The organism is Sodalis sp. RH15 (genome assembly GCF_047324255.1).
Classification (GTDB): Bacteria; Pseudomonadota; Gammaproteobacteria; order Enterobacterales; family Enterobacteriaceae; genus Acerihabitans; species Acerihabitans ligni.
Genome location: NZ_CP178738.1, coordinates 3,784,088 through 3,808,390 on the forward strand (window position 1 = coordinate 3,784,088; position 24,303 = coordinate 3,808,390).

Annotated in this window: 17 protein-coding genes; 5 read left to right on the forward strand and 12 right to left on the reverse strand. The window is 56.5% G+C overall.

The annotated features are described in order from the left end of the window. Nucleotides 1-58: 58 nt before the first annotated feature. Nucleotides 59-1,489 (reverse strand): FAD/NAD(P)-binding protein, encoded by a 1,431-nt coding sequence (locus ACL2XO_RS17335; protein ID WP_413743080.1) that lies wholly within the window; start codon nt 1,487-1,489, stop codon nt 59-61. After that, the gene (ssuD, locus tag ACL2XO_RS17340; protein WP_413741132.1) at nt 1,489-2,661 is read right to left on the reverse strand and encodes an FMNH2-dependent alkanesulfonate monooxygenase; all 1,173 of its coding nucleotides are present in this window, start codon (nt 2,659-2,661) and stop codon (nt 1,489-1,491) included. The genes ACL2XO_RS17335 and ssuD overlap by 1 nt, the downstream gene beginning before the upstream one ends. A gap of 312 nt (nt 2,662-2,973) precedes the next feature. Here ssuD and ACL2XO_RS17345 point away from each other — a divergent pair, with 312 nt between their 5' ends. Continuing rightward, entirely contained in the window at nt 2,974-4,893 is a 1,920-nt protein-coding gene (locus tag ACL2XO_RS17345) for an aliphatic sulfonate ABC transporter substrate-binding protein (protein WP_413741133.1), read from the forward strand. Nucleotides 4,894-5,104: 211 nt separating this feature from the next. Here the strand turns inward: ACL2XO_RS17345 and ACL2XO_RS17350 are convergent, their stop codons facing one another. The 8 genes from ACL2XO_RS17350 to nifH all read right to left on the reverse strand — a co-directional run bounded on the left by ACL2XO_RS17350 (nt 5,105) and on the right by nifH (nt 14,984). Further along, a complete protein-coding gene (locus tag ACL2XO_RS17350) occupies nt 5,105-6,088 on the reverse strand; it encodes a sulfonate ABC transporter substrate-binding protein (protein ID WP_203523202.1) in 984 nt (327 codons plus the stop codon). Between the two features lie 323 nt (nt 6,089-6,411). After that, nucleotides 6,412-7,398, reverse strand: coding sequence for an ABC transporter permease (locus ACL2XO_RS17355; RefSeq protein ID WP_413741134.1), 987 nt, complete (start codon nt 7,396-7,398; stop codon nt 6,412-6,414). Further along, nucleotides 7,391-8,422: an ABC transporter permease gene (locus tag ACL2XO_RS17360; protein ID WP_203523203.1), complete on the reverse strand. Its 1,032-nt coding sequence runs from the start codon at nt 8,420-8,422 to the stop codon at nt 7,391-7,393. The genes ACL2XO_RS17355 and ACL2XO_RS17360 overlap by 8 nt, the downstream gene beginning before the upstream one ends. Continuing rightward, a complete protein-coding gene (locus tag ACL2XO_RS17365) occupies nt 8,419-9,972 on the reverse strand; it encodes a sugar ABC transporter ATP-binding protein (RefSeq protein ID WP_413741135.1) in 1,554 nt (517 codons plus the stop codon). The genes ACL2XO_RS17360 and ACL2XO_RS17365 overlap by 4 nt, the downstream gene beginning before the upstream one ends. Continuing rightward, on the reverse strand, nt 9,962-10,987 hold the full coding sequence (locus ACL2XO_RS17370) for a sugar ABC transporter substrate-binding protein (RefSeq protein WP_413741136.1): 1,026 nt from the start codon (nt 10,985-10,987) through the stop codon (nt 9,962-9,964). The genes ACL2XO_RS17365 and ACL2XO_RS17370 overlap by 11 nt, the downstream gene beginning before the upstream one ends. Before the next feature lie 158 nt (nt 10,988-11,145). Beyond that, nucleotides 11,146-12,504 carry a nitrogenase component 1 gene (locus tag ACL2XO_RS17375; RefSeq protein WP_413741137.1) on the reverse strand — a complete coding sequence of 453 codons (1,359 nt, stop codon included), beginning with the start codon at nt 12,502-12,504 and terminating at the stop codon, nt 11,146-11,148. A 12-nt stretch (nt 12,505-12,516) separates the two neighbouring features. Further along, a complete protein-coding gene (locus tag ACL2XO_RS17380) occupies nt 12,517-14,043 on the reverse strand; it encodes a nitrogenase component 1 (protein WP_413741138.1) in 1,527 nt (508 codons plus the stop codon). Between the two features lie 89 nt (nt 14,044-14,132). Continuing rightward, nucleotides 14,133-14,984 carry a nitrogenase iron protein gene (nifH, locus tag ACL2XO_RS17385; protein ID WP_413741139.1) on the reverse strand — a complete coding sequence of 284 codons (852 nt, stop codon included), beginning with the start codon at nt 14,982-14,984 and terminating at the stop codon, nt 14,133-14,135. Nucleotides 14,985-15,414: 430 nt separating this feature from the next. Between nifH and ACL2XO_RS17390 the strand changes: the two genes are divergently transcribed. From ACL2XO_RS17390 to ACL2XO_RS17405, 4 genes are all read left to right on the forward strand, one after another. Next, nucleotides 15,415-16,713 carry an O-acetylhomoserine aminocarboxypropyltransferase/cysteine synthase family protein gene (locus tag ACL2XO_RS17390; RefSeq protein WP_203523209.1) on the forward strand — a complete coding sequence of 433 codons (1,299 nt, stop codon included), beginning with the start codon at nt 15,415-15,417 and terminating at the stop codon, nt 16,711-16,713. Nucleotides 16,714-16,726: 13 nt separating this feature from the next. Further along, the gene (locus tag ACL2XO_RS17395) at nt 16,727-17,788 is read left to right on the forward strand and encodes a homoserine O-acetyltransferase family protein (protein ID WP_413741140.1); all 1,062 of its coding nucleotides are present in this window, start codon (nt 16,727-16,729) and stop codon (nt 17,786-17,788) included. A 32-nt stretch (nt 17,789-17,820) separates the two neighbouring features. Next, nucleotides 17,821-19,404, forward strand: coding sequence for a nif-specific transcriptional activator NifA (nifA, locus tag ACL2XO_RS17400; protein WP_413741141.1), 1,584 nt, complete (start codon nt 17,821-17,823; stop codon nt 19,402-19,404). Between the two features lie 110 nt (nt 19,405-19,514). Then, the gene (locus tag ACL2XO_RS17405; RefSeq protein ID WP_413741142.1) at nt 19,515-21,899 is read left to right on the forward strand and encodes a DMSO/selenate family reductase complex A subunit; all 2,385 of its coding nucleotides are present in this window, start codon (nt 19,515-19,517) and stop codon (nt 21,897-21,899) included. 73 nt (nt 21,900-21,972) lie between these two features. On the opposite strand, the gene ACL2XO_RS17410 is transcribed toward ACL2XO_RS17405, so the two are convergent. Both ACL2XO_RS17410 and ACL2XO_RS17415 read right to left on the reverse strand, forming a co-directional pair. Further along, nucleotides 21,973-23,217 carry an LVIVD repeat-containing protein gene (locus tag ACL2XO_RS17410; RefSeq protein ID WP_413724877.1) on the reverse strand — a complete coding sequence of 415 codons (1,245 nt, stop codon included), beginning with the start codon at nt 23,215-23,217 and terminating at the stop codon, nt 21,973-21,975. 9 nt (nt 23,218-23,226) lie between these two features. Then, the gene (locus ACL2XO_RS17415) at nt 23,227-24,291 is read right to left on the reverse strand and encodes a sugar ABC transporter substrate-binding protein (protein ID WP_413724878.1); all 1,065 of its coding nucleotides are present in this window, start codon (nt 24,289-24,291) and stop codon (nt 23,227-23,229) included. Nucleotides 24,292-24,303 lie beyond the last annotated feature (12 nt).

Sequence of the window (24,303 nt, forward strand, 5' to 3'; positions counted from 1 at the left end):
CGGCGGGGTCATTATTATCGGATAGCCAAAAAGCAGGCCCGGGTTTTAACTGCCAAAACTAACGCCGGGAAAGGGGACATCGCCCGTCGAGGGCGGGTGAGGTCAACAGGGCAAGCAGCTGGGTGGCAAGGGCCTGGGCATGTTCCGCCACCTGCGGCAAGCCGATCAGTTCGCCAAAACGACCACGCGCCGCCGGCCCCGCCACCAGCAGGCGCGGGTCGGCCAGGCCGTCGCTGCCGATGGCCTGGCTGTCTGCGTTCACCCACAGCCCCAGCCCCAGGGGATCCGCAACAATAAGGCCCTGTCCGGCCAGCGCGCGCAGCAGCGGAAGGCTATTGATCAGCGACCCGTGGGCCGGCCCGGTGGAAATGATGACCTTCTGGGCCGCCACGCGCTCGGCGCCGCCCTGCCGAAGGGCCAATTGCAAGGTAAGGTCCTTTTCGCCGCCAGCAATTTTGTCCAGCCGGGCGGCCAGCACGCGCAACGTGCCGTTATCACGCCGTTGCCGCAGCAAGGCGCTGACCTGCGGCGCGATGCGATACCGATGGACATCCCAATAGGGGCGCAGATGGCGTAAGAACCGCCGCTGTTCCACCGGCGGCAATCGCTGCCAGAGCGTCTGCCCGTTGGCGCGCACGTCGTCGATGACCTTTTGCCAGGGGACTCCGGCATCAGCGGCGGCAACGACGGTCCGACGTATCCGGCGCAGCCAGCGGCGCACGGTTTCAGGGGCGGCAAGGGGCGGCTCAACCGGCCAGGACGGATAGTCGCCGGTGACATTGGGACGCGGCAGCAGGCCGCGGCGCGAAAAGGCGGTAATTCGGCCGCGATGTCCGCGCAATTGCAGCGAGGCCGCCACATCGGCCATGGTCAATCCAGTGCCGATAATCACCAGCTCATCCCAGGTTCCTATCGCCGCCAGCGCATTGTCCTGCCAGGGATTGGCGATCAATGCCGGATGTTGTCCCACCGCCTGTGAAATCTGCGATGGCAGCGCCGGCGGCGGATGACTTATGGCCAGTACCATGGCGTCGGCATGGATCCGCACGCCGCCGGCGGTGGTGACAATCGCTCCCCCGGGCACTGGTTGCAGGCTTATGGCCCGATCGCGCAGGTGATGCAGGTTAAGGCGGCTGGCGGCGGCGGTTTCGCTAAAGCGCTCGGCGATGTAGCGGCCAAACGCGCCGCGCTGCGGATAAAGGCTGCCGTCACGCCACAGTGCCTCGGGATCCCGCGTCAGCTCATCACCGGCGCGGCACCATCGGTCAAAATCCCCCTCCTCGGCGGCGGAAAGCTGCATTTTATCCGCCGGCACATTGATGCGATGGGCCGGATCACGGGTAGAATATGCCACGCCGCAGCCCAACATAGCGCGCGGTTCGATAACAGTGACATCCCCGGCCAGCCGTCCCTGGCGTCCCAGATGGATAGCCAGCGCGGTGCCGGTAAAACCGCCGCCGATAATAACGATATGCGGATGGACGGCCATCATGAACCCTTGCCGGTCTTGCCGGGACGTTTGTCCCCACCGATGGTTTCGCCGAAGGGGCCGGTGTTGACGCCGCGCACGTCATGAAGCGCGTGCGGTGCCAGGGGCAGCAGCGGCATGACCAGTTCGGCGAAACGATGCGCCTCTTCCAAATGGGGATACCCTGACAGTACGAAATTTTTAATCCCCAGCGCCTGGTACTCGCGGATGCGTTCGGCCACCTGCTGCGGACTGCCCACCAGCGCGGTGCCCGCCCCGCCGCGCACCAGGCCGACGCCAGCCCAGAGATTGGGACCGATGCGCAGGTCGTCGCGCGATCCGCCGTGCAAAGCGCTCATGCGCTGCTGACCGGTGGAGTCCATGCGGGCGAAAATTTTCTGCGCGCCGGCAATGGTGTCATCGTCCAGATGGCTGATAAGCCGGTCGGCGGCGGCCCAGGCCTCCTGCTCCGTTTCCCGCACGATAACATGCAGCCGAATGCCATAGTTCAAGGTGCGCCCCCGCTGTTCGGCGCGCCGGCGCACCTCGGCCAGCTTTTCCGCTACCTGCCCGACCGGTTCGCCCCAGGTCAGGTAGGTATCAATCTGTCCGGCCGCCACCTCAATCGCCTCGGGGGAGGAGCCGCCGAAAAACAGCGCCGGACCGTCGGGCTGAACCGGCGGGAATAACAATTCAGCGCCTTCGACATGAATATGTTTACCGTTGAAATCCACCTTTTCGCCCTTCAGCAGACGCTGGTAAACCGTCAGGAATTCATGGGTCACCTCATAACGCTCGGCGTGGCTCAGAAAGATCCCGTCGCCTTTGTTTTCCACCGGATCGCCGCCGGTCACCACGTTAATCAGCAATCGCCCCTCGGAGAGGCGATCGAGCGTCGCCGTCATCCGTGCCGCGAGGCTTGGCGGTTGCAGGCCCGGACGCACCGCCACCAGATAACGAAGGCGGCGGGTAATGGGCGCCAGGGCGGCGGCGATAAGCCATGAATCCTCGCAGCTTTTGCCGGTGGGGATCAGTACGCCGTAATAACCCAGGTTGTCCGCCGCCAGCGCCACCTGCTGGAGATAAGCTAAATCCACCGGCCTGCCGCCCTCGGTGGTGCCCAGGTAGCGTCCGTCGCCGTGAGTGGGCAAAAACCAGAATACGTTTATTTCATCGCTGCTTGGCTGGCTCATTATGCAATCCCTATATAACTATATTCGTAATTTATCGAAAGCCGATTAGCCTTTGGTTATAAAAGAGATAGCACAAGGCATGCCAAAGTTGGGATGTGTTTTTTTTGATATATATCAACCTTTTGAGGTGATGGCTTTCCCCCCCCCGCTGCTGCCTATGCAACACGACGGGGTCGAAGATTGCTGCATTGGCAGCAGCGGGGTCGGGGAAATGCCTCGCCCCGCCGGGTGCCTTGAGATAAGCTTTTTCGGCCAGCAACCATGTAGTGGCGAATTGATTTCCTGTTCAGCCAAATGACCTGGAGCCGTCTTATGCCGCATCCGCAACCCGCGTTTTCTCCCGCCGCCCCCGACCTTATCGACCCGGCGTCGCAAGCGCTGCAAAGCGTGCTTGATCGCCTCGCGCCGACGGAGGCAACCGTGCTTATCGTCGGCGAAACCGGGACCGGTAAAGAGGTGGTGGCTCGTTACCTGCATCACCATAGCCTGCGTAGCCATCGGCCTTTTCTGGCGGTCAACTGCGGCGCGCTGACCGAAAGCCTGGCGGAGTCGGAATTGTTCGGCCATGAAAAAGGGGCGTTCACCGGCGCGGTGAGCGGCCATCAGGGATGGTTCGAGGCGGCCGGGGGCGGTACATTGCTGTTGGATGAAATCGGTGAGTTGAGCCTGCCCTTGCAGGTTAAACTGCTGCGCGTACTGCAAGAGCGCGAGATAACCCGCGTCGGTTCACGCAAACCCATTAAAATCGATGTGCGGGTCATCGCCGCCACGCATGTGGACCTGGCCAATGCCATTCGTGAACGGCAGTTTCGCGAAGATTTGTACTATCGGCTGAATGTCGCGGCCGTAACCCTGCCGCCGCTGCGCCGGCGTCCGGAGGATATCCCGGTGCTGGCCGGTCATTTCCTGCGGCTGTATGCCCGGCGTTTGGGCCGTCCCGAACCTCGGCTGGCGCCGGAAACTCTGCAAATGCTGCTGGCCCATCCCTGGCCAGGCAACGTGCGCGAACTGGAAAACACCCTGCATAACGCGGTGCTGCTCAGCAAGGGCGCGCTTATCATGCCGCAACAGCTGAGGCTCAATGAGCACATCAGCCACAACAACATAGATAGCGGCCACGATCGCGATTTGGAACAGTTCATTCGCCGGCAGCTGCGTAAAGAACCGGCCCGGCTGTTCGATCGCCTGGTGACGACGCTGGTGAAAAGCGCCCTGGAGCTTAACGGTGGCAACCAAATCCAGACCGCCGCCCTGCTGGGTATCAGCCGTAACTCACTGCGCACCCATCTGGCGCATATCGGTCTGGTCAAACCACGGCGCAAAGAAACATCGCTAGCCGTCCGGGGCGTTACTACCGCCGCCCCGCCCCCCGACCGGGAGATTCGCATCGGTTACCAGAAGTACGGCAACCTGGGGATCCTGAAGGCGCGCCAGAGCCTTGAACAGCTTTTCGCGGCCCAGGACGTCAACGTGCTCTGGAGCGAATTCCCCGCGGGGCCACAATTATTGCATGCCCTGGCCAGCGATGAAATTGACTTCGGCACCACCGGAGAAGTCCCGCCAATCTTTGCCCAGGCACAGGGTTCATCGCTGGTCTATATCGCCTATGAACCCCCGGCGCCCCAGAGCGTGGCGATGGTGGTGCCCGCTGACAGCCCTATCCGCGGCGGCACGGATTTGAAAGGAAAACGTATTGCGGTAAATAAAGGTTCAAATGTCCATTACCTGTTGATTCAAATACTGGAAGAGCATGGGCTGTCAATGGACGATGTGCGCATTGTCTATGCCCCGCCTAAATATCCGCTTACCCAAACCGATATTACGTCGGTGGACGCCTGGATGATGTGGGATCCGTTATTAAGCGATGCCCAGGGTTCAGGAAATATGCGGGTGGTGGCCGACGGCACGCATCTGGTGCTTAATCAGCAATTCTATTTGGCACGCCGGCAATTTGCGGAACAATCTGGTGATATCGTGCAGCAGATAATCCAATTATTGCAGCAAACCGGCCGGTATATTGCCGCGTCGCCGGGAGAAGCGGCGCAGTATTTATCCATTGAGCTGGGACTGCCCCCCGCCTCCCTGGAAGTCGCGCTGTCGCGCTGCAGCCACGAAACGCGCGCCATTGATGCCCGCGTTATCCGCGAGCAGCAAAAAATCGCCGACAGGTTCTACGCGCTGGGCCTGATCCCCAAGGCTATTTTCGTTCGCAATGCGGTATGGCTGCCTTGACCCTCCCCAATAGATAACATTCGGGACAGATCCCCAAAGCGATTTTCGTTCGCACCACGGTAGGGCTGCCCTGACAATCCCTAACGGATAACATCCGGGACAGGTCGTCGACGCCCCCGGCGTATGGCAAGACGCCTGGTCCACGGCGACGCGGGCCCATGGGCGGAACTCGATTAAAATCCCGCTCCCGTTTATAGGTTCCTTCCCCCGCTTATTGGCCGGCGTGAGTATTTTTATCCTGCGACCAGCGCGCCTGGTTGACGTCGATTTTCGTTGGGATCAGGCCGATGCCGGTAAAGGTATCCGCCAGCGTCTGCTGCTGGCGGAATACATCGTCAGTCATGCGTTCGGTGCCAAAAGGCATCCGCGCCAGCGCCCGCAGCCATATCGGCTGCGGCAGACCGGTACTTTTGGACAGGGTTTGCGCCACCTCGTCATGATGATCGTTGGCCCAGGTACTCAATTGGGCCAGCTGTTCGACGACCAGTTTGGCGATATCGGGATGGTCTTCGGCAAACCGCCGGCTGGCGAGATAGAATGTGTAGTGTGGCACTATGCCCTCGGCATCCTGGAGCCGGCGCGCGCCGGCGTTGGTTTCAACCTCGGCGTAAAACGGGTCCCAAATCACCCAGGCATCAACGCTGCCGCGTTGGAATGCCGCCCGCGCATCGCTGGGCGTCAGGTAAACCGGCGTAATATCGCTATAGGCCAAGCCGGCCTTTTTCAGCGCTTCGACCAGCAAATAATTCACATCGGAGCCTTTATTCAGCGCCACCCGCTTGCCTTTAAGATCCGCCACGCTCCGCACCGCTGAATCTTTCGGCAGCAGGATCGCTTCGGTTTTCGGATTGGGAATATTGTGCGCCAGATAAATCAAATCGGCCTTGGCCGCCTGGGCGAAAGCCGGCGGGGCATCGCCGGTGGCGGCCAGATCGATACTGCCGACGTTTAGGCCCTCGAGCATTTGCGGACCGGCGGTAAACTCGGTCCAATGGGTGGCGATACCTTGCTTTTTAAGCGCCTCGTCCAGCGTACCGCGGGCTTTAAGCAACGCGAGAATATTGGCTTTTTGGAAACCGATATTCAGCTGCTTGAGGGGTTGCCCCTCGGCCAGCGCCTGGCTAAACAGGCCCATGGCAAGCAAAGCGATCGTCAAGCGCAGGGCGCGTCGCGCTAAAGAATATCCATAGGTCATAAAACCTTCCTGTTATTATGTGTTGTGATGTCAGATGAATCAGCCCCAACAATATAGACAGGGTAAAATCCTGTGAAATAAAAATAACCCCTAGTCTTAGCAATAAATATTCTTATGGCGGGACACACCCCTCGTACAGGTCATGCTAAAAGCAACTATACAAAGCAGAAATAGACATTTGTAGTTAAATAAAATAGATATATCCATATTATCTATTTAAAGAAGAAGCAATTAATTTTCTGTCATCTTTATTCAAGATTAACTATGAATGAATTAAATATAAGCTGAAAAGCGAGGTTTTTTATCCTCTCCTACGGGTACATTTATAGCTGGCTGCGGCCGCGCAGCGCGCCTACCGCCAGCACGATAAAGATTAATACTCCCGTCGCTACCTGCTGCCAGTAAAAGCTCCAGCCAATCAGCAGCAGGCCGTTGGCGACAAAACTCAGCAGCCCCACCCCCAGCAGCGTGCCGGGAACATTTGGCCGGCGCGAGGCGGAGAAGGTAGCCCCGATAAAAGCGGCGCCGATAGCGTTAAGCAAATAAGCGTTACCCGAGAGCGGCACCCAGGCCTTGACATTCGAGGCGAGCATCAGCCCTACCACCCCGGCTATCAGCGAACTGAGCACAAAGGCCGCAGCCGTCAGCCGTGCCACCGGCAGGCCCGAATAGCGCGCCACGCTGGCCTGCGCGCCCAGCACGCTGAAGGCGCGGCCGTAACCTGTGCGCTGCAATAGCTGATGCAACGCCACCGCCAACAGCAGCACATACCACAACGGCAAGGCAATCCCCAGCAGTGTCCCGTGGCCGATGGCGGAAAAGGACGGCGGCAACGCCTGGCTGAGCAGATAGATGGGTTGGCCGCCGTTCGAGGAGAGTTGCTGCACGCTTTGCCCGATAAACAGCGTGCCCAGGGTGGCGAGAAAAGGCTCGACGCCGAGCACCACCACCAAAAACGCATTGAACAACCCGACGCCGAGTGCCGCCAGCAGCGCCGCGGCGACGGCCAGCGTCAGCCCTGTCTTATGCAAAATCAGCGTCACCAGCACCAGGCAGGCAAAATCGATTGCGGTGCCTATGGAGAGATCTACCGCCCCCAGCACCGCGACGACGGTGATCGCAAGGGAAGCGATGGCCAGCGGCGCGACATTGTTCAGCAGCACGCTTTCAACGTTGGATAAGGTGGCGAAGCCCGGCGCGTAGAGGGTGAAAAACAGCAGCAGCGCCAGGAAGGTCGCCGCCATCACCACCCGCAGCAAATTACCGTAGCCGTTTTTTGCCGGCGTCGCCGGCGCGGTTATCTCAAACACTGACTTTTCTCCTCTGCTGACGGCGGCGAAGCTGTGCGGTAAGTGAGACCACCAGCAGGATCAGCACACCCTCCACGCCGTTAATCCAATAACTTGAGATATTGATAAGCTGAAAGCCGTTGGCGATAAGCGTAAGAAACAGTCCGCTTATCAGCGTGCCGCCGATGGTGGGCACCAGCCGCCGCGAGAACACCACGCCGAGCAGCGCGGCGGCAATGACCATCAGCAAATTGTCGTTGGAACCCGGCGAGCTGCCGCTCAGCACCGCCACCGAGGCCAGGGCGGCAATACCGGCGCAAAGACCGCACAGCACATAGCTCAGGGCGACATAGCGAAAGACAGCCACTCCCGCCGCCCGCGCGGCCAACGGATACCCTCCCACCGCCTGCAGTCGCAGGCCGAAACGGGTGAAATGCGCCAGGACAATAAACAGCAGCGCCGCCAGCGCGAAGGCCCAGGAAAGCCAGGGAATCGCCAACGGCCCCGCTGAAATAAGCAGGTCCAGCAGTGCGCCGGTCGCCGGCACCGGGGCATTCTGCGTGATGACCATCTCCAGGCCGATGGCGATATTCATGGTGGTCAGCGTGGCAAGCAGCGGTAAAATGCGCAGCCAAACCACCGCCGCGGCGTTGAGCAGTCCAAGGGCTACCCCGGTCAGCAGCGTACCAAGCATCGCCAGGCCCGAAACATACCCCTGCCTGAGCAAGACGGCATACACGGCGGCGCACAGGCCCAGATTGGCCGCGATGGAAAGATCGATGCCGCCGGTCAGCGAATGGGCACCGCCGCCTATCAATACCAGCGTCAGGCCAATGGCCAGGATGCCGATGACCGCCGTTTGCTGCAACACGTTGCCCAGGTTGCCCAAGGTCAGGAACAGCGGCGAAAGTACGGCGAACACGGCCAATACCGCCACGATAATCAGTATGGCCCCGCCCGGCATCCAATAGCGGCCGGCTTGGGCGGCGAGTGATGGACGCACCGTATAACCGGCGCCGCGCACGTTCGGCGATAGATCTGTCATGACATAGCCACTCCGGCGGGCAACACCGCCTCGGCCGGCGTTTGCTGATTAACGGCGCCGGTGGCCCAGGCGAGGATTTCCTGGTGATCGGTTTGGCGGGCATCGAGGGTTTTTACCAACTGGCCGCGCGCCAGTACCAGGATGCGATGGGTTATCGTCTGCAGCTCCAGCAGGTCGGTGGAAAAGATGATAACCAGCGCCCCGCGGGCCGCCAGCCGATCCAACTCCTGGTAAATCTCCGCTTTGGCGGCAACGTCAACCCCCACCGTCGGTTCATCCAATAAATAGAGCGCCGCGCCGGTGTTAAGCCATTTGGCCAGTACCACTTTTTGCTGGTTACCCCCCGACAGCTGACGCACCGGCGCCTCGATGCCCGGCGTGCGAATCTGCAGTGCGCTGACGTTTTCCTTAACCAGCGCGCGTTCACGTCCCCTATGGATCACGCCGTGTCGCGCCAGCGCACCCAGGATGGTCAATGCGATGTTCTCGCGGACGCTGAGATCAAGGGCAATGCCGTTGATACGGCGATCTTCCGGTACAAAGGCGATCCCCTGGGCTACCGCGTCACGGGGCGAGCGCGGTAAAAAAGCGCGGCCGTTCAGCTTTACGCTGCCGGATAGACCGTTTTCAAGGCCGAACAGCGCGCGCAGCAGCGCTTTACCGCCGGAACCGAGCAGGCCGGTGATACCTAGGATCTCGCCGCGCCGCGCGCTGAAAGAGACCTGCTGAAAACGGTCCGGCGCCGACAGGCCTTGTACCCGCAGCAGCGTCTCGCCCTCAGGTTGCGTCTCGCGCCGCAGCCGGTTTTTTTGCTCCTGCCCTACCATCGCGGTAATCAGCTGCTGCACGCGGATCTGGCTCACCGGGTGCCGGGCCACATCGCGGCCGTCGCGCAACACGGTGACCTGTTGGCAGAGTTCAATAATTTCATTGAGATAATGGGAAACATACAGGATCGCCAGTCCGCGCAAGCGCAGCGCCTGAACGGCGGCAAACAACGAGGCGGCCTCATGGCTCGCCAGCGCCGCGGTAGGCTCGTCGAACACCAGAATGCGGGGTGAACGGCGCAAAACGCGGGTAATCTGTACCACCTGCTGCTCCGCCACGCTGAGTTCGGCAATCAGGCGGTCCGGATCCAGCGTCATGCCGAAATGCGTGAAAATGGCCTGCTGCGCCTCGCGACGCATTCTGCGGCGATGCAGCAGCGGCAGGCCGGCGAGCCGGGGTTCTTCACCCAATAACAGCGACTCCGCCACGGTGAGCGTCGGCGCCAGCAGGCGATCCTGGTGGACAATTTCAATGCCCAGCGCCTGAGCCGCCCGCGGCGAGCCGATAGAGACCCTTTCCCCCGCCACGCTTACCTCGCCGCTGTCCGCCGGGTAAATACCGCCGAGAATATTAATCAGCGTCGATTTGCCCGCGCCATTATGGCCGATAAGGCCATGGATGCTGCCGGCCTGCAGCGACAGCGAGACGCCGCGCAGCGCCGGGACGCCGTTGAAGGCTTTGCTGATATTGTTCAGCGTCAGCAGCGGCGGATTATTTTCCATCGCTCTGGCCCAAGGTTTTTTGCACCTCGGCCGCATTCTCTTTGGTTACCAGAATGGCCGGTACATAGGTGGCAGGCGGCAGCGACCGATCGCCCGCAAGATAGCGAGCAACGCTCTGAACGGCGGTTTTGCCGATCAAGTAAGGCTGCTGGGCAATAACCGCCGCGGCGCTGGATTTGGGATCTTTCACCAGCGAAACCACATCCGGGCTGCCGTCCACCGCATAGGTTTTGATCTCGGTGCGGCCGGCAGCGTCAACCGCCTGAGTCGCGCCGATTTGCGGAACATCCCACCCGGCCCAAATCGCCTGTACGGAACCTTTCGGATATTTATTTAATAATTGGCCGATCTGGCCATAGGCATCCTGTACGGTATTGGGAATGACATCCCGTAACTCAGGCTGAATAATATTAATTTTCGGATACCATTTCAGCACCGCCCGCAACTGGTCATAACGCATGGCAACCACCGGCACGCCATAAAATCCGTTAAAAACCAGAATATTCCCTTCACCGTGTAAATCATTGACCAATTTTAGCGCCAACTGCTCGCCAATATAAAAATTATCCGAGGTCGTCACGTTAATACTTGACGGGCTGGCGGTATCAACGGTAAATAACGGAATATTGGCGGCGCGAATTCTTTTAAGCCAAGGCTCCAGTACCGAGGCGGTGCCCAGCGTCTCAATGATGGCATCCGGCTTCTGCGCGAGAAGCGTCTGAATCTGAGCGATTTGCTGCGCGTCCTTGCGGCCGCCGTCCAGCGCAATGGGCGTGCCGCCCAGACGTTTTACTTCATCTATCTGCCCTTGGTAGGCTTTCAGATCCCAGTAATGTTCGGTGCCGGCGACGGTAATGCCGATACGTTTACCTTTCAATGACGGGACATCATTATTTTGCTGCTCCGCCAGCGAGGGCAACGCAAAAACTATGGCTATGGCGGCCAGCAGGCCCGCCAGTATCCGGCGGCATTTTTTTCCTTCTTTATCCTTTGGCTTGAATTTATCTATTATCATTTTTATTGTGCCCCTGATTATCCTGTCTGGAATTTTCAAATAGCATTATGGGTGTTAACGCGTTAAAGCTTTCCACCAACGCATTGACCGGATAAATAGAAATAGCCGGCAGGTTGAATGAATTTCAAAAAAATAAAACCCCGTTTTATTAGGGGTGGCTAAGCGCTCTTGCTAATAGCTGTGGTAAAGATTTTTTCCAATAAGGTCAACGCCCCCCGATAACCGATATAGCTCTTATTCAGGACAACTTCATAGGAGGCCGGAAATCCCACCTCAACGATATATCCCTGCAATTCCTTTGCCGTATCGCGCTCCCAGGTGGTACCGAAAAGAATCGGCGGCTTATGTCCAAAATCCACAGAGTGCAACGTTTTCCCCACCAGGTAGCCGTCCTCGATAAAGGCCACATCCGAACGTACATCGTCGGCCAGGTGTTCATACTCAGAGGCGATTTGCGCCCGGTATTTTTCCGGTACATTATCCGTAATGATTTGTTTGCCCGGAATCAGCCCCAGCTGATTGACCAGGAATTTATTGAGCGCCAGATTATAGGCGCTATCACCGACGACGGCATAGGATGCCGGCAGCCCCCACCAGTATTCGGCATAAAAATCGGTAAAGGACTCCAGATAATAATAATATTGCGCATCTTCATGCCGTATAAATTCTTCTGATTGTTGCTTATCAATGCCCGCGAATTCCACCACCTGGCGCAGGAATTCCGCCGACTGGCCGGCGCCGATGGGTAAAATCGGGATATGCAGATAAGGCTGTTGATATTTTTTCTTCAAGTGTATCGCCGTCTGCAGTCCCAACCAAGGCGAAACCACCAGGTTAAACTGGGCGTTTGGGATGGTTTTCCATTCTTCCACACCGGCGGACCCATTGCCAAAAAGAATATTTACCCTGAATCCGGCTCCCTGCAAAATACGCTTTAGTTCTTGTAAATCCCCGCGCCAAAACGTATTTTGGAAAGGCAGCTCCGCCCAAACATTGATAAGTCCCTTGATTTTTTTATCTTTATTTACGGCATATTTATCAACGTATTGATCAATAATGGCCTCCGTGACGATTTCATGCCCGATGAAATTATTACCCTTAAAGCCTCCGGTTTCAGCATACACAATCGGTACGCCTTGATCCTGGAATTTGCTCACCACTGAAGCGACATCATCGCCGACGATTTCGCCTATGCAGCCGTTAAGCACCACAAACAAATCCCCTTCCATCATCTTCAGGGTGGCTTTGATAAGATTATCCAAGCGTTCGGCCCCGCCGAAAATGACCTCGTTCTCCCGCAAATTGGTGCTAGGGGCAACGGCGCCGCCGGCATAGCCGCCGCCCTGGAACCCGTTGTAAAAACTCAGGGCCATATATTGTTTATCCACGCATCCCGGACCGCAATGGGCAATGGGAATAGCACCCGGAATCGCCTCCACCGAATGCATGGCGCCGAGCGCACAGCCATAACGCACCTGACTGATTGAATTTGTCTGCTCGCATATAATATCCACCATCACAACATTCCTCTAATCGTCAATTAATTCCGGATGCCGCGCTAAAATATAGGGGTCTTTTTGGTCCAACCACCATTTTTTATAAGGCAGCTTGATATGTTTTTTTATATCGTCATGAAACTTCTTATGCGCCAGAATATCCAGAATGGATTCACCCAGATTAATGATCCCTTGATAGCCGATGGCGATATGCTCGTCCCCCAGCGGAGCCGCCGGAATACCCAAACGCGAGGCCAACGGCGCCAGTCCGTTATGACGAATCAACAGGAAATCCGGTTTGACCTGTTGCAGAAAACCATAGAGCTGGTACTGCTGGCGGTTGCTGACCTGGAAATGTTTTACATCGCCATAATTTTCGGTCAAATGCCCCAGGGAATCTTCCCTGACATCTCCGCTGTCATAGACCGGATCATGATGAAATACCAACGAACCATCCACCTGGACGCCCAGTTCCCGCAAGACCTGAATCAGCGCGTGTGAATAAGCGGAACCGGTCGCCACGTATCCCTTGATACCCTTGAGTTTTTCCTTTAATTCCGCTATGCGTGGGGCGACGCGCGCATGCTCGGATGCAATGTATTTTTCCGCCAGCGCTTCTCTGTGCGTGACCTTGCCGATTTCCCTGAGCCAGGCATCCGTACCGACAAAACCATACGGCATAGGCGCTTTGATTTCCGGTACGCCGAAATGCTGTTCCAGCGCCGCGGCCATATAGGAAGACAGCGTATAGCAAAAACCCACGGTGGCGGCGGCTGACGACAATTGCGCCAAATCGTCAACCGAAGCTAAATCAATGACATAATTGACGCGCAGATTGAGGTTGGCCAGCATCGGCGTAAAAACATCCGATCCCCAGAGGTTAATGACATTGATCAGATCCTCCTGTTTTTGCGGATTACGCTTGACGATCTGGCGCAAGATGCCATGCTGCACCGCATCAAACCCGGTACTCCAATGCTTGGAACGGAAACCTTCGCACGCCAGCGGTATCACCGGAATGCCGTATTGCTCTTCCTTTTCTTTGGCAACGCTTTCCATATCCTCGCCGATAATGCCGGTGGCGCAGGAAGAGGAAAGAAACACCGCTTTGGGCCGATAGCGCGCCACCGCGTCATCTATGGACTGCCGCAGTTTATCCGACGCGCCGAAGACCAAATCATTTTCCAGCAAATTGGTGGTGATACAGTGGATGTTCTCAACCGGGTGCCCGCGCATGGCCAGTCCGTTGCGGTAGATTGAATTATAGGGAACCTGACCCGCCCCGCAGCCGATAGGCGCATGCTGAATGAGCACCGCATCGCGCACATGTCCCGCCTGGCATTCAACCATCTGCTCACTGCACACCGAACCCTGGGTAAACGGCCCTTCTAATTCGCATAATTGACAGCCGCCTTTCCCCGGACCGCCGCCACAGCCCCTCGCCTCGAAATTGGATTGTTTATGCAGCTCACTGGCGGTGCCCGACCAGGCAATAATTGTTCCCAACCGCTGCTCGCGATTTTCAACTTCCGCAATGTCCAAATTAATCTTCTTGGGCATACCGAGTCCTCTCTTAAATTCTCTGTTTATAAGCTATATAAGCGAACGGTCCATGGTCGCGCCAGCCGGCCACGGTAGGATTACCAGCGCTAATCTTCCGCCAGGGCGGCGATGAGCCCAAATTCTTTGAAAATTTCTTCCAAACGCTCTTGCGTCATTGGCGTTGGAATTGAGAATCTCGTATTGGTTTCTATTTTTTTCGCCAATCCTCTATATTCATTGGCCTGTGCGGCGTCCGGCCGATATTCGATAACCGTTTTACGATTAATTTCAGCCCGTTGCACAATATTGTCGCGCGGTACAAAATAAATAAGATTGGTATTTAGCTCTTCAGAAAAAGCCTTGAGCAATTCAATTTCACCATCTACCTGGCGGCTATTACAGATGATACCGCCTAACCTCACATCGCCTTTTTTCGCATATTTTTCGATACCTTTGGCAATGTTATTAGCCGCATAAAGCGACATCATTTCCCCGCTGGCGACAATGTAAATTTCCTTGGCCTTTCCCTCGCGAATGGGCATGGCGAATCCGCCGCAAACCACATCGCCCAAAACATCGTAAAAGACATAGTCCAAATCCTCCGTGTATGCCCCCAGGCGTTCCAAAAGCCCAATGGAGGTGATGATGCCGCGCCCGGCACATCCGACGCCCGGCTCCGGGCCGCCGGATTCCACGCACCGCGTACCTTGGAAGCCCTTTTTCAGAATGCGCTCCAATTCCACGACTCCGCCGCCGATTTCGCGCAAGGTATCCAATACGGTCTTCTGCGCCTGCCCCCCCAGCAAAAGCCGGGTTGAATCAGCCTTTGGATCGCAGCCAACGACCAAAACCTGCTTGCCGAGTTCAGCGAGGCCCGCGGTCAGGTTTTGCGTGGTCGTCGATTTTCCGATACCGCCTTTGCCGTAAATCGCAATCTGTCTTAAGGTATGTTCGGCCATAAATGAATTCCCCTGTTATCACATTTATCACGAGCGTTAGGCAGCAAATAACCGCGTCCACGGGAGCAGTGCTCACGATAACAATCCCCTGTGCCATAAGAGAGTTTTGAGTCTAAGGATTTCTCATAGCCAAACAAACTAATCAATCCGCATATTCATATGTAAAAGTTACCCATGGGACTCTTTGCAATCCTTAAATATGTTTTTTTGTGGAAAATTGATATAAACATGCATTAAGAAGATTGCGGAAAAATATTAATTTGATATCAATTTGATTTAATCACGAGAATAAATACATCTTCAGAAATTTATTTAGAAAAAAAAAGCATAGTACGAAATTAACAATCAATATCCTTTTTAGTCAGTTAACAAATTATCCCACCTATGTTTTTCTGAAGTCCTGACTCTTCTACCTGATTGCGACTATATTATGACATCCTTAAAATTTGAAACCTTGCAGCTTCACGCCGGCCAAGAACCCGATCCCACGACCGGGGCGCGGGCGGTGCCAATCTACCAGACCACCTCCTATGCTTTCGAGAACGCCCAGCAGGGCGCGGACCGGTTTGCATTGCGGGAATTCGGCAATATCTATACCCGGATTCAAAATCCCACCACAGACGTATTTGAAAAGCGCATTGCCGCCTTGGAGGGAGGCGTTGCCGCGCTGGCGGTGGCGTCCGGCCAAGCCGCGCAATTCATCGCGTTAAACAATATCCTCCAGGCCGGCGATAATTTTGTCACCTCCCCCAACTTGTACGGCGGCACATGGGCGCAATTTCACCTATCATTTAAACGCCTAGGGGTGGAGGCCCGCTTTGCCAAGGATGATAGCGTCGACAGCTTTGAAAGCTTGATTGATGCAAACACCAAAGCCCTTTACCTCGAAACCATCGGCAATCCACGCCTGGGTTTTCCTGATTTCGACCATTTCGCCGAGCTGGCGCAAAAACATAACTTGCCTTTGGTGGTGGATAACACCTTCGCCGCCGGCGGATATCTGTTTCGTCCCCTTGAACACGGCGCACATGTGGTGGTGGAATCCGCCACCAAATGGATCGGGGGTCACGGCAATAGCATCGGCGGCGTCATCGTCGATGGCGGCAATTATCCCTGGGGCAACGGCAAATTTCCGCAATTCTCAACGCCATCAGAAGCGTATCACGGCCTGGTTTATAACGACGTCTTTGGCCCGGGCAGTGAATTGGGCAACATACAGTTTATTATCCGCGCCAGGGTGGAAGGCCTGCGTGATTTCGGCCCCACGCTGTCGCCTTTCAATGCCTTCCTGCTTTTACAAGGGCTGGAAACGCTCTCCCTGCGGGTGGAACGCCATGTGGCTAACGCGCTGGAACTGGCCCGCTGGCTGGAAAAACATCCCGAAGTGGAAAGCGTGAATTATCCGGGGTTACCCTCCAGTCCGGCATACGACATTGCCCATAAATACCTGAAAAAGGGATTTGGCGGCGTGCTGTCCGTGGAAATCCGCGGCGGTAAAGAGCGTGCCGGCCGTTTTATCAATAGCCTGCAACTGATTACCCATCTGGCAAATGTGGGGGACGCAAAGACCCTCATTATCCAGCCTTCGGCCACTACCCATCAACAGTTAAGCGATGCGCAGCAGCTCTTGGCCGGGGTGACGCCGGCCGGGCTGCGGATCTCGGTGGGCATTGAGCATATTGATGACCTGAAGTCGGATATCGAACAGGCATTCAAGGCCAGTAAATAGCCTGGCTATCCCTATGACATTGCGACATTTTCACTCCGCTGCGTCCTTTGTCCTGGAGAACGGTTCCGTTCTCCAGGATATTGATATCGCTTTTCACACCTATGGTACGCTGAATGCCGATAGATCCAATGTGGTATGGATTTGTCACGCCCTGACAGGCAGTTCGGATGTTATCTCCTGGTGGCCCGGCCTGGTGGGCGAGGGAAAATGTTTTGATCCCGGTCGTTGGTTCATTGTCTGCGCCAATGTGCCAGGCTCGCCTTATGGCTCAACCAGCCCGCGTAGCCTCAACCCGGCCACCCATCAGCCTTATCTACTGGATTTTCCGGCCATAACCATTCGGGATATGGTTTTTGCGCACAGCCTGCTCGCCGATGCGCTGGGGATAGCGAATATACATTTACTGATTGGCGGTTCCATGGGCGGCCAACAGGCGCTGGAATGGGCCATTCATGAGCCTCGGCGAATAAGCCGGTTGGTGCTTCTGGCCACCAATGCCGTTTGTTCTCCCTGGGGAATTGCTTTCAATGAAAGCCAGCGGCTGGCATTGCTGGCAGATAAAACCTTTGACGGTGTCGACCCCAACGGCGGCATGGCCGGACTGAAGGCAGCCCGAAGTATTGCCCTGCTGTCCTATCGTTGTTTCGATACCTACCAGCACACCCAGGCAGAAAGCGACCGGCATAAACAAGACCGTTTTCTGGCCGCCGCTTATCAACGTCATCAAGGGGAAAAATTCATCCGGCGATTTAACGCCTATTGTTACTGGTGCCTGCTTAACGCGCTCGATAGCCATAATATCGGCCGCCAGAGAGATAAACCGGAAGCCATGCTGGCTAAAATAACGGCCAGAACGCTGATTATCGGCATCACTTCCGATCTGCTGTTTCCGATCAGGGAACAGCAATATCTGTCTAGACATATCAAAAGTGCTCAATATGCGGAAATTGATTCCCTTTATGGACATGATGGTTTTCTGACCGAAGCGCCAGCGCTGGAAAAACATCTTTTCCCGTTTTTATATGGGCAAGAGATTAAGCCGGAAAAGAAAATAGCGGCTATGACGAGGCGTTAAAGCCCGAAAACGTAAGCAGCAGGAGAATCATCATGAATAATCTCCCCATCGTCGATCGGGTATCACGGCATTTTGATCTCTCCCGGCAGTTCACCGCACTGCATAAAATCAGCGTAACGCTCAGCCGCTCGCTGGAAACGGGACAAACACTCCTGGCCATAATCCGGGCGCTGTATGAAAACGCCGATATGCAGTACGGCATGGTTTGCCTGTTCGATAAAGCCCGCAGCGCATTATTTATCGAAGCGTTATACGGTGCCGATAGTGAAATGGAGAAAAAATGCAAAAATGTGCGCTATCGCATCGGCGAAGGCATCCTGGGGGCGGTAATGAGCCAGCGGCGTTCACTGGCCTTGCCGCGGATTTCGGACGATCCGCGCTTTCTTGACCGGCTTAATCTGTATGATTACAGTCTGCCGTTTATCAGCGTGCCGATCCCGGGTTCGGACGGCATCCCGCTGGGGGTGCTGGCGGCACAGCCGATGGCAGCAGGCGAGGATCAACTGCCGGCCGCTACCCGTTTTCTGGAAATGGTGGCTAATCTGATTTGCCAAACCGTCCGGCCAGTGGAACACCCGTGTGATGTAACCGGCGCCCCGAAACAGCAAAGGGGCACACCGCGCCCCTTGGTAAAGCAGCGATACGGCTTCGACAATATGGTGGGCAGTAGCCGATCGATGCGGCGAATTTTCGACATGATCCACCAGGTGGCCAAATGGGACACCACCGTCCTGGTGCGCGGCGAAAGCGGCACCGGTAAAGAGCTTATCGCTAACGCGATTCACTATAATTCACCCCGCGCTCGCGAACCTTTTGTCAAATTCAACTGCGTGGCGTTGCCGGATACCTTGCTGGAAAGCGAATTATTCGGTCATGAGAAGGGAGCATATACCGGCGCGGTACGCCAGCGTAAAGGGCGGTTTGAACTCGCCGACGGCGGTACGCTGTTTTTGGATGAAATCGGTGAAAGCAGCCTCTCTTTCCAGGGGAAATTACTGCGTATTTTGCAAGAAGGGGAAATGGAGCGCGTCGGCGGCGATACCACTATCAAAGTCAACGTGCGCATTATCGCCGCCACTAACCGTAATCTGGAAGAGGAAGTGCAAAGCGGTAACTTCCGGGAAGATCTCTATTACCGCCTGAATGTCATGCAGATTAACTTGCCGCCGCTGCGCAAACGGCAGGAAGACATCGTCGAGCTGACGCAGTTTCTCATTGCTAAACTGGCGGCAAAACAGGGGCGGGATCTGCGCATCAGCGAGGGCGCGCTGTGTTTGCTAAAGAATTATAGCTGGCCCGGCAACGTCCGCGAGCTGGAGAACTGCCTGGAGCGCGCGTCAGTGATGTCAAAAGAAGGCTTGATTGACCGCAACATCATTGTGTCCAATCAGAGAACACCGGCACGTCAGGCGACCCAGGCCTTACGGCGTAACCTGCCGCACCCGCAATCTGCCGAAGGCCAGGACGATGACGATTTGGACGATCGGCAGCGGCTGATTGCCGCATTGGAAAAGTCCGGTTGGGTCCAGGCGAAAGCTGCCCGTTTGTTGGGCATGACTCCGCGTCAGGTTGCCTACCGGATACAGAACCTGAATATCGATATACCACGGTTATGATGATGCCTTTTTACGTTGGCTCAATGCGCATATATCGGCGCATTCCCTTTCAAGCAAGATGAATATCGATAGTTGCCGTGCGGCGCTACAAGCCTCTATGGAGGAGGAGTATGTTGAACAATAGCTCTCGCAGCGGATTCGCCTTGGCGGCATGCGCAGGAGCATTGCCTTTCAGCCGAGATGCCGGCGCGGTTCCGCCAACGGCGGAGAAGACGGAGAATGTGGTCTGGAGCGCCTGCACGGTCAATTGCGGCAACCGTTGCCCGTTGCGTATGCATGTGGTGGATGGGGAAATTACCTACGTTGAAACAGATAATATCGGCAACGACGGCTTTGATGAACCGCATCAAGTGCGCGCCTGTCTGCGCGGGCGATCCATTCGGCGGCGCGTGTATCATGCCGACCGGCTGAAGTACCCCATGCTGCGAGTGGGTCGGCGCGGAGCAGGGAAATTCAGGCGTATCTCCTGGGACGAAGCCTTTACCTTAATCAGCGATAATCTTAAACGCATCATCAAACAATACGGCAATGAAGCGGTTTACCTGAATTACGGCACCGGCACATTGGGAGGCACCATTACGCGTTCCTGGCCGCCCGGCAAAACGCTTATCGCCCGGCTGATGAATTGTTGCGGCGGATACCTCAATCATTACGGCAATTACAGCGCGGCGCAGATAGAGGCCGGCCTGAATTATACCTATGGCGGCGGGGCCGATGGCAATAGCCCGACGGATATCGTTAACAGCAAACTGGTGGTGATGTTCGGCAATAATCCGGCCGAAACGAGCATGGGCGGCGGCGGCGTCGCCTATTTGCTGGAGCAGGCGCGCGAGCGGTCCAATACCCGCATGATAGTCATCGATCCCCGTTACACCGATACCGCGGCCGGCCGCGAGGATGAGTGGATACCCATCCGGCCGGGTACGGACGGGGCCCTGGTTGCCGGTCTAGCGTATGTGCTGATTAACGAAAATCGGGTGGACCAGCTTTTTCTGGACAAATATTGCGTCGGCTATGACGAGAAAACCTTGCCGGCCGGCGCGCCGGCCAACGGGCATTATAAGGCCTATATCCTCGGCAAGGGTCCGGATGGCGTGGCGAAAACCCCGGACTGGGCGTCCAGCATCACCGGCATTCCCAGCCGTCGCATCATAAAGCTGGCCAGGGAAATCGGCGCCGCCAAACCGGCCTATATCTGTCAGGGGTGGGGGCCGCAACGCCATGCCAACGGCGAGCTGGCTAGCCGCGCCATCGCCATGCTGCCGATCCTCACCGGTAATGTCGGGATTTCGGGCGGCAACAGCGGCGCGCGGGAAGGATCTTATGCTCTGCCGTTCGAGCGCATACCGACGCTGGATAACCCGGTGAAAACGGCTATTGCCATGTTTACCTGGACCGACGCCATATTGCGCGGCGCGGAAATGACCGCCAGACACGATGGCGTCCGGGGCAAGGACAAGCTGGATGTACCGATTAAATTTATCTGGAACTATGCGGGCAATTGCCTGGTCAATCAGCATTCCGATATCAACCGCACCCATGGGATTTTGCAAAACGACAAAAAGTGCGAAATGATTGTGGTGATTGATAACCATATGACCTCATCCGCGCAATACGCGGATCTGGTTTTGCCCGATTGCACCGCCTCGGAACAAATGGATTTCTGTCTGGATGCCTCCAGCGGCAATATGGCTTACGTTATTTTCGCCAGCCAGGCGATAAAACCGCGTTTCGAATGTAAAACCATTTACGAGATGACCAGTGAAATCGCCCGCCGGATGGGGGTTGAGCAGCAATTCACCGAAGGACGAAACCAGGAAGAGTGGCTGCGTTATATTTATCAACGGTCCAGGGAAAAAATTCCGGCCTTGCCTGAATTCGAACAGCTCCGGGCGCAGGGCGTTTTCAAACAGCGCGACCCCGACGGTCACTTTATCGCTTATAAAGCCTTCCGCGCCGATCCTGCGGCGCATCCGCTGACCACCCCTTCGGGAAAAATCGAGATTTACTCGGCTGCGCTGGCGGAACTGGCCGCGACCTGGGAACTGACGCCAGACGATGTCATACATCCGTTACCCGTCTATAGCGCCGGCTTTGAAAGCTATAACGATCCGCTGGCCCAAAAATATCCGCTGCAATTGATCGGTTTTCATTACAAGGCACGCACCCACTCCACTTACGGCAATGTGGAGGTATTGAAAGCCGCCTGCCGGCAAAATATATGGATTAATCCCATTGATGCGCAAGCGCGCGGTATCAAGAACGGCGACGTGGTCCGGATTTTCAACGATCGCGGCGAAGTACGAATCGATGCCAACGTCACGCCGCGGATGTTGCCCGGCGTGGTTGCTCTGGGCGAAGGCGCCTGGTATTCCCCCGACGGTAACCGGATCGACCATGCCGGCTCTATTAATGTACTGACGACGCAACGTCCATCGCCATTGGCAAAAGGAAATCCTTCCCACACCAATCTGGTACAGGTTGCCAGACTGTAGGTATCGCCCATAATGAGCCAATATGGCTTTTTCCCGATATTGGCTCATAAAAGATTTTCAGGAAAAAGTTTCTCTATCCCAAATACTCTATTATCGACAAACCGCCGTTATAGTCGGTGCTGTAGATTATCCCCTGCGCATCCACAAACACATCGCAGGACTGGATAACCCTGGGGCGGTTCGGCCGGGTATCCATCATCTTCGCCGGCGCCGCGGGCACCAGTGCGCCGGTTTCCACCGGGCGGTACGGATTGGAGATATCGTAGGCGCGCACGCCCGCGTTCTGGTACGTGGCGAAAATCAGCGTTGAACTGATAAAGCTGCCCGGCCGGTTTTCATGCAGGTTATGCGGTCCGAAATGGGCGCCTTTGGCGACATAATCCGTTTCATCCGGCTGCGGGAAAGTGGCGATGCTCACCGGATTGGCGGGTTCACGGATATCGAACAGCCAGATAAGCTTCTCGCCGTCCTCCTGGTTATCCAGCACCGCTTCGTCCAGCACCACCAGCAGGTCGCGATCCGGCAGGGGTAGCGCCGTATGCGTACCGCCGCCAAACGGCGGGCTCCAGTTGCGATGGCTGATAAGCCTGGGCCGTGTACGGTCTTTGACATCCAGGATGGTCAGGCCGCCATCGCGCCAACTGCCATAGGCGGTATCGCCGCTGATAATGGCGTGGTGAAGTGCGTAGCGTTTTCCTCCCGGCCAGACCGGCGTTTCCCCCGCCGCCTGGTTCATCCCCGGCAGCCACCAGCGCCCCGCCACCTCCGGTTTACGCGGATCGGCCAAATCAATGGTCAGGAAGATATAATCGGTAAAACCGTCTATCAACGCGGACACGTAAGCCCAGCGGCCACCGACATACCAGATGCGGTGGATGCCGATGCCATTGAGCGGCAGAAAGCCGATTTCCCGCGGCTGGTCCGGGGTGGAAATATCAAAAATACGCAGGCCGGCGCTCCAGCCCCGATCCCACACATCGCTTACCGTCTCGCTGACCGCCCGGGTGTAGTAGACCTTTTCATCTGCAAACCGGACATCGGCGAACAGATCTCGGGCGTTAATCACCAGCAACAGGTCGTCATACGCCTGTAAATGTACATTCCAGGTGCCCGGCGGCGCGGGTACATACCCCGCCGCCTTGGGATTCTTCGGATCACGCACATCGACAATGGAGAACCCCTGCGACACCATATGGCCGATGTAGGCAAAACCGCGATGCACCATCAATTGTACGCCGTCGGGGCGCCCGCCCTGATCGCTGTGGCCTAGAAGCCGCATATTGCGGCTGTAGTCCGGGCGCGGTAATTCGTTAACCATAGCCGCTCCTTAGTGGTTTTTCTCTTCAAGCGTGGCAAACCAAGGGGCGATAAAGTCCTCGGTCTGTCCCCAGCCGGGGATTATTTTCCCCAGGCCGGCCACACTCACCGGTCCCGGCTGGCCGGCGACCAATGCCTGCGGAATAACCGCCGCCTTGAAATCATAGGTGGCGGGGGTTTTCTCACCGGCCAGCTTATTGGCAATCAACCGCACGTTGGTTGCGCCGATAAGTTTCGGGTCCACCGCCACGCTCACTTTCCACGGGCTGTTGGCTTCACGGATCAATTGCAGATCCTGGTTGGACACATCGATGCTATAAAGCTTGATTTCAGTACGGCCATTTTCTTTCAACGCTTTGTAGGCGCCCTGGCTGAAGGCATCCCAGGTTCCCCAGATAGCGTCAATCTTTCCTTTCGGGTATTTCGCCAGTACCGCGCCCAGTTTATTGGCGGTGTCGCCCTGGACATCGCTTGATACCGCGCCGATGGATTCCAGCTCTTTGATGCCCGGATTCTGTTTCAGCAAAGCCTCATACGCTGCCTGGCGGCGCTCCATTGGCGGGAAGCCGGCGACCCATAGCTTGATGATATTCGCCTTGCCATTGAAGTCTTTGATCAATTGGCCAAACGAGAGCTGCGTCAGCGAAACGTCATCCTGCTGCGTTACCGTCACGCCCGGGATATCTCCATTAACCGCCGTGTCGAACACCGACACGGCAATCCCGGCATCCGCCGCGCGTTTGACCAACGGCGTGGAATACGGGTCGCGTCCCTGGGAAAGAATGATACCGTCATATTTCTGGCTGATGGCCTGATTCACAAAATCCTGGAATTTGGCATCGTCGCCGTTACTGAGAAAGGTACTGACTTTGAAGCCCAGCTTTTTACCTTCCTGTACAGCCCCTGACACAAATTGGGTGGTGTTATCGTCAGAGCCGAGGTTGCGGATAATCGCGATACGTATCGGACCGTTATGATTGGCGATGGCTGACGGTACCGGCGCCGGCACGGCGGCATGGCCAGGCATGGCGGCCAGCAGCCCGAGCATCAGCAATGAACCTGCGAAATGTTTCATTATTCTTCCCCT

What these genes read in the sequence shown, in the direction of transcription:
- ACL2XO_RS17335 (WP_413743080.1), bottom strand. Translation starts at nt 1,489, where the DNA reads ATGGCCGTCCATCCGCATATCGTTATTATCGGCGGCGGTTTTACCGGC.
- ssuD (WP_413741132.1), bottom strand. Translation starts at nt 2,661, where the DNA reads ATGAGCCAGCCAAGCAGCGATGAAATAAACGTATTCTGGTTTTTGCCC.
- ACL2XO_RS17345 (WP_413741133.1), top strand. Translation starts at nt 2,974, where the DNA reads ATGCCGCATCCGCAACCCGCGTTTTCTCCCGCCGCCCCCGACCTTATC.
- ACL2XO_RS17350 (WP_203523202.1), bottom strand. Translation starts at nt 6,088, where the DNA reads ATGACCTATGGATATTCTTTAGCGCGACGCGCCCTGCGCTTGACGATC.
- ACL2XO_RS17360 (WP_203523203.1), bottom strand. Translation starts at nt 8,422, where the DNA reads ATGACAGATCTATCGCCGAACGTGCGCGGCGCCGGTTATACGGTGCGT.
- ACL2XO_RS17365 (WP_413741135.1), bottom strand. Translation starts at nt 9,972, where the DNA reads ATGGAAAATAATCCGCCGCTGCTGACGCTGAACAATATCAGCAAAGCC.
- ACL2XO_RS17370 (WP_413741136.1), bottom strand. Translation starts at nt 10,987, where the DNA reads ATGATAATAGATAAATTCAAGCCAAAGGATAAAGAAGGAAAAAAATGC.
- ACL2XO_RS17375 (WP_413741137.1), bottom strand. Translation starts at nt 12,504, where the DNA reads ATGGTGGATATTATATGCGAGCAGACAAATTCAATCAGTCAGGTGCGT.
- ACL2XO_RS17380 (WP_413741138.1), bottom strand. Translation starts at nt 14,043, where the DNA reads ATGCCCAAGAAGATTAATTTGGACATTGCGGAAGTTGAAAATCGCGAG.
- nifH (WP_413741139.1), bottom strand. Translation starts at nt 14,984, where the DNA reads ATGGCCGAACATACCTTAAGACAGATTGCGATTTACGGCAAAGGCGGT.
- ACL2XO_RS17390 (WP_203523209.1), top strand. Translation starts at nt 15,415, where the DNA reads ATGACATCCTTAAAATTTGAAACCTTGCAGCTTCACGCCGGCCAAGAA.
- ACL2XO_RS17395 (WP_413741140.1), top strand. Translation starts at nt 16,727, where the DNA reads ATGACATTGCGACATTTTCACTCCGCTGCGTCCTTTGTCCTGGAGAAC.
- nifA (WP_413741141.1), top strand. Translation starts at nt 17,821, where the DNA reads ATGAATAATCTCCCCATCGTCGATCGGGTATCACGGCATTTTGATCTC.
- ACL2XO_RS17405 (WP_413741142.1), top strand. Translation starts at nt 19,515, where the DNA reads ATGTTGAACAATAGCTCTCGCAGCGGATTCGCCTTGGCGGCATGCGCA.
- ACL2XO_RS17410 (WP_413724877.1), bottom strand. Translation starts at nt 23,217, where the DNA reads ATGGTTAACGAATTACCGCGCCCGGACTACAGCCGCAATATGCGGCTT.
- ACL2XO_RS17415 (WP_413724878.1), bottom strand. Translation starts at nt 24,291, where the DNA reads ATGAAACATTTCGCAGGTTCATTGCTGATGCTCGGGCTGCTGGCCGCC.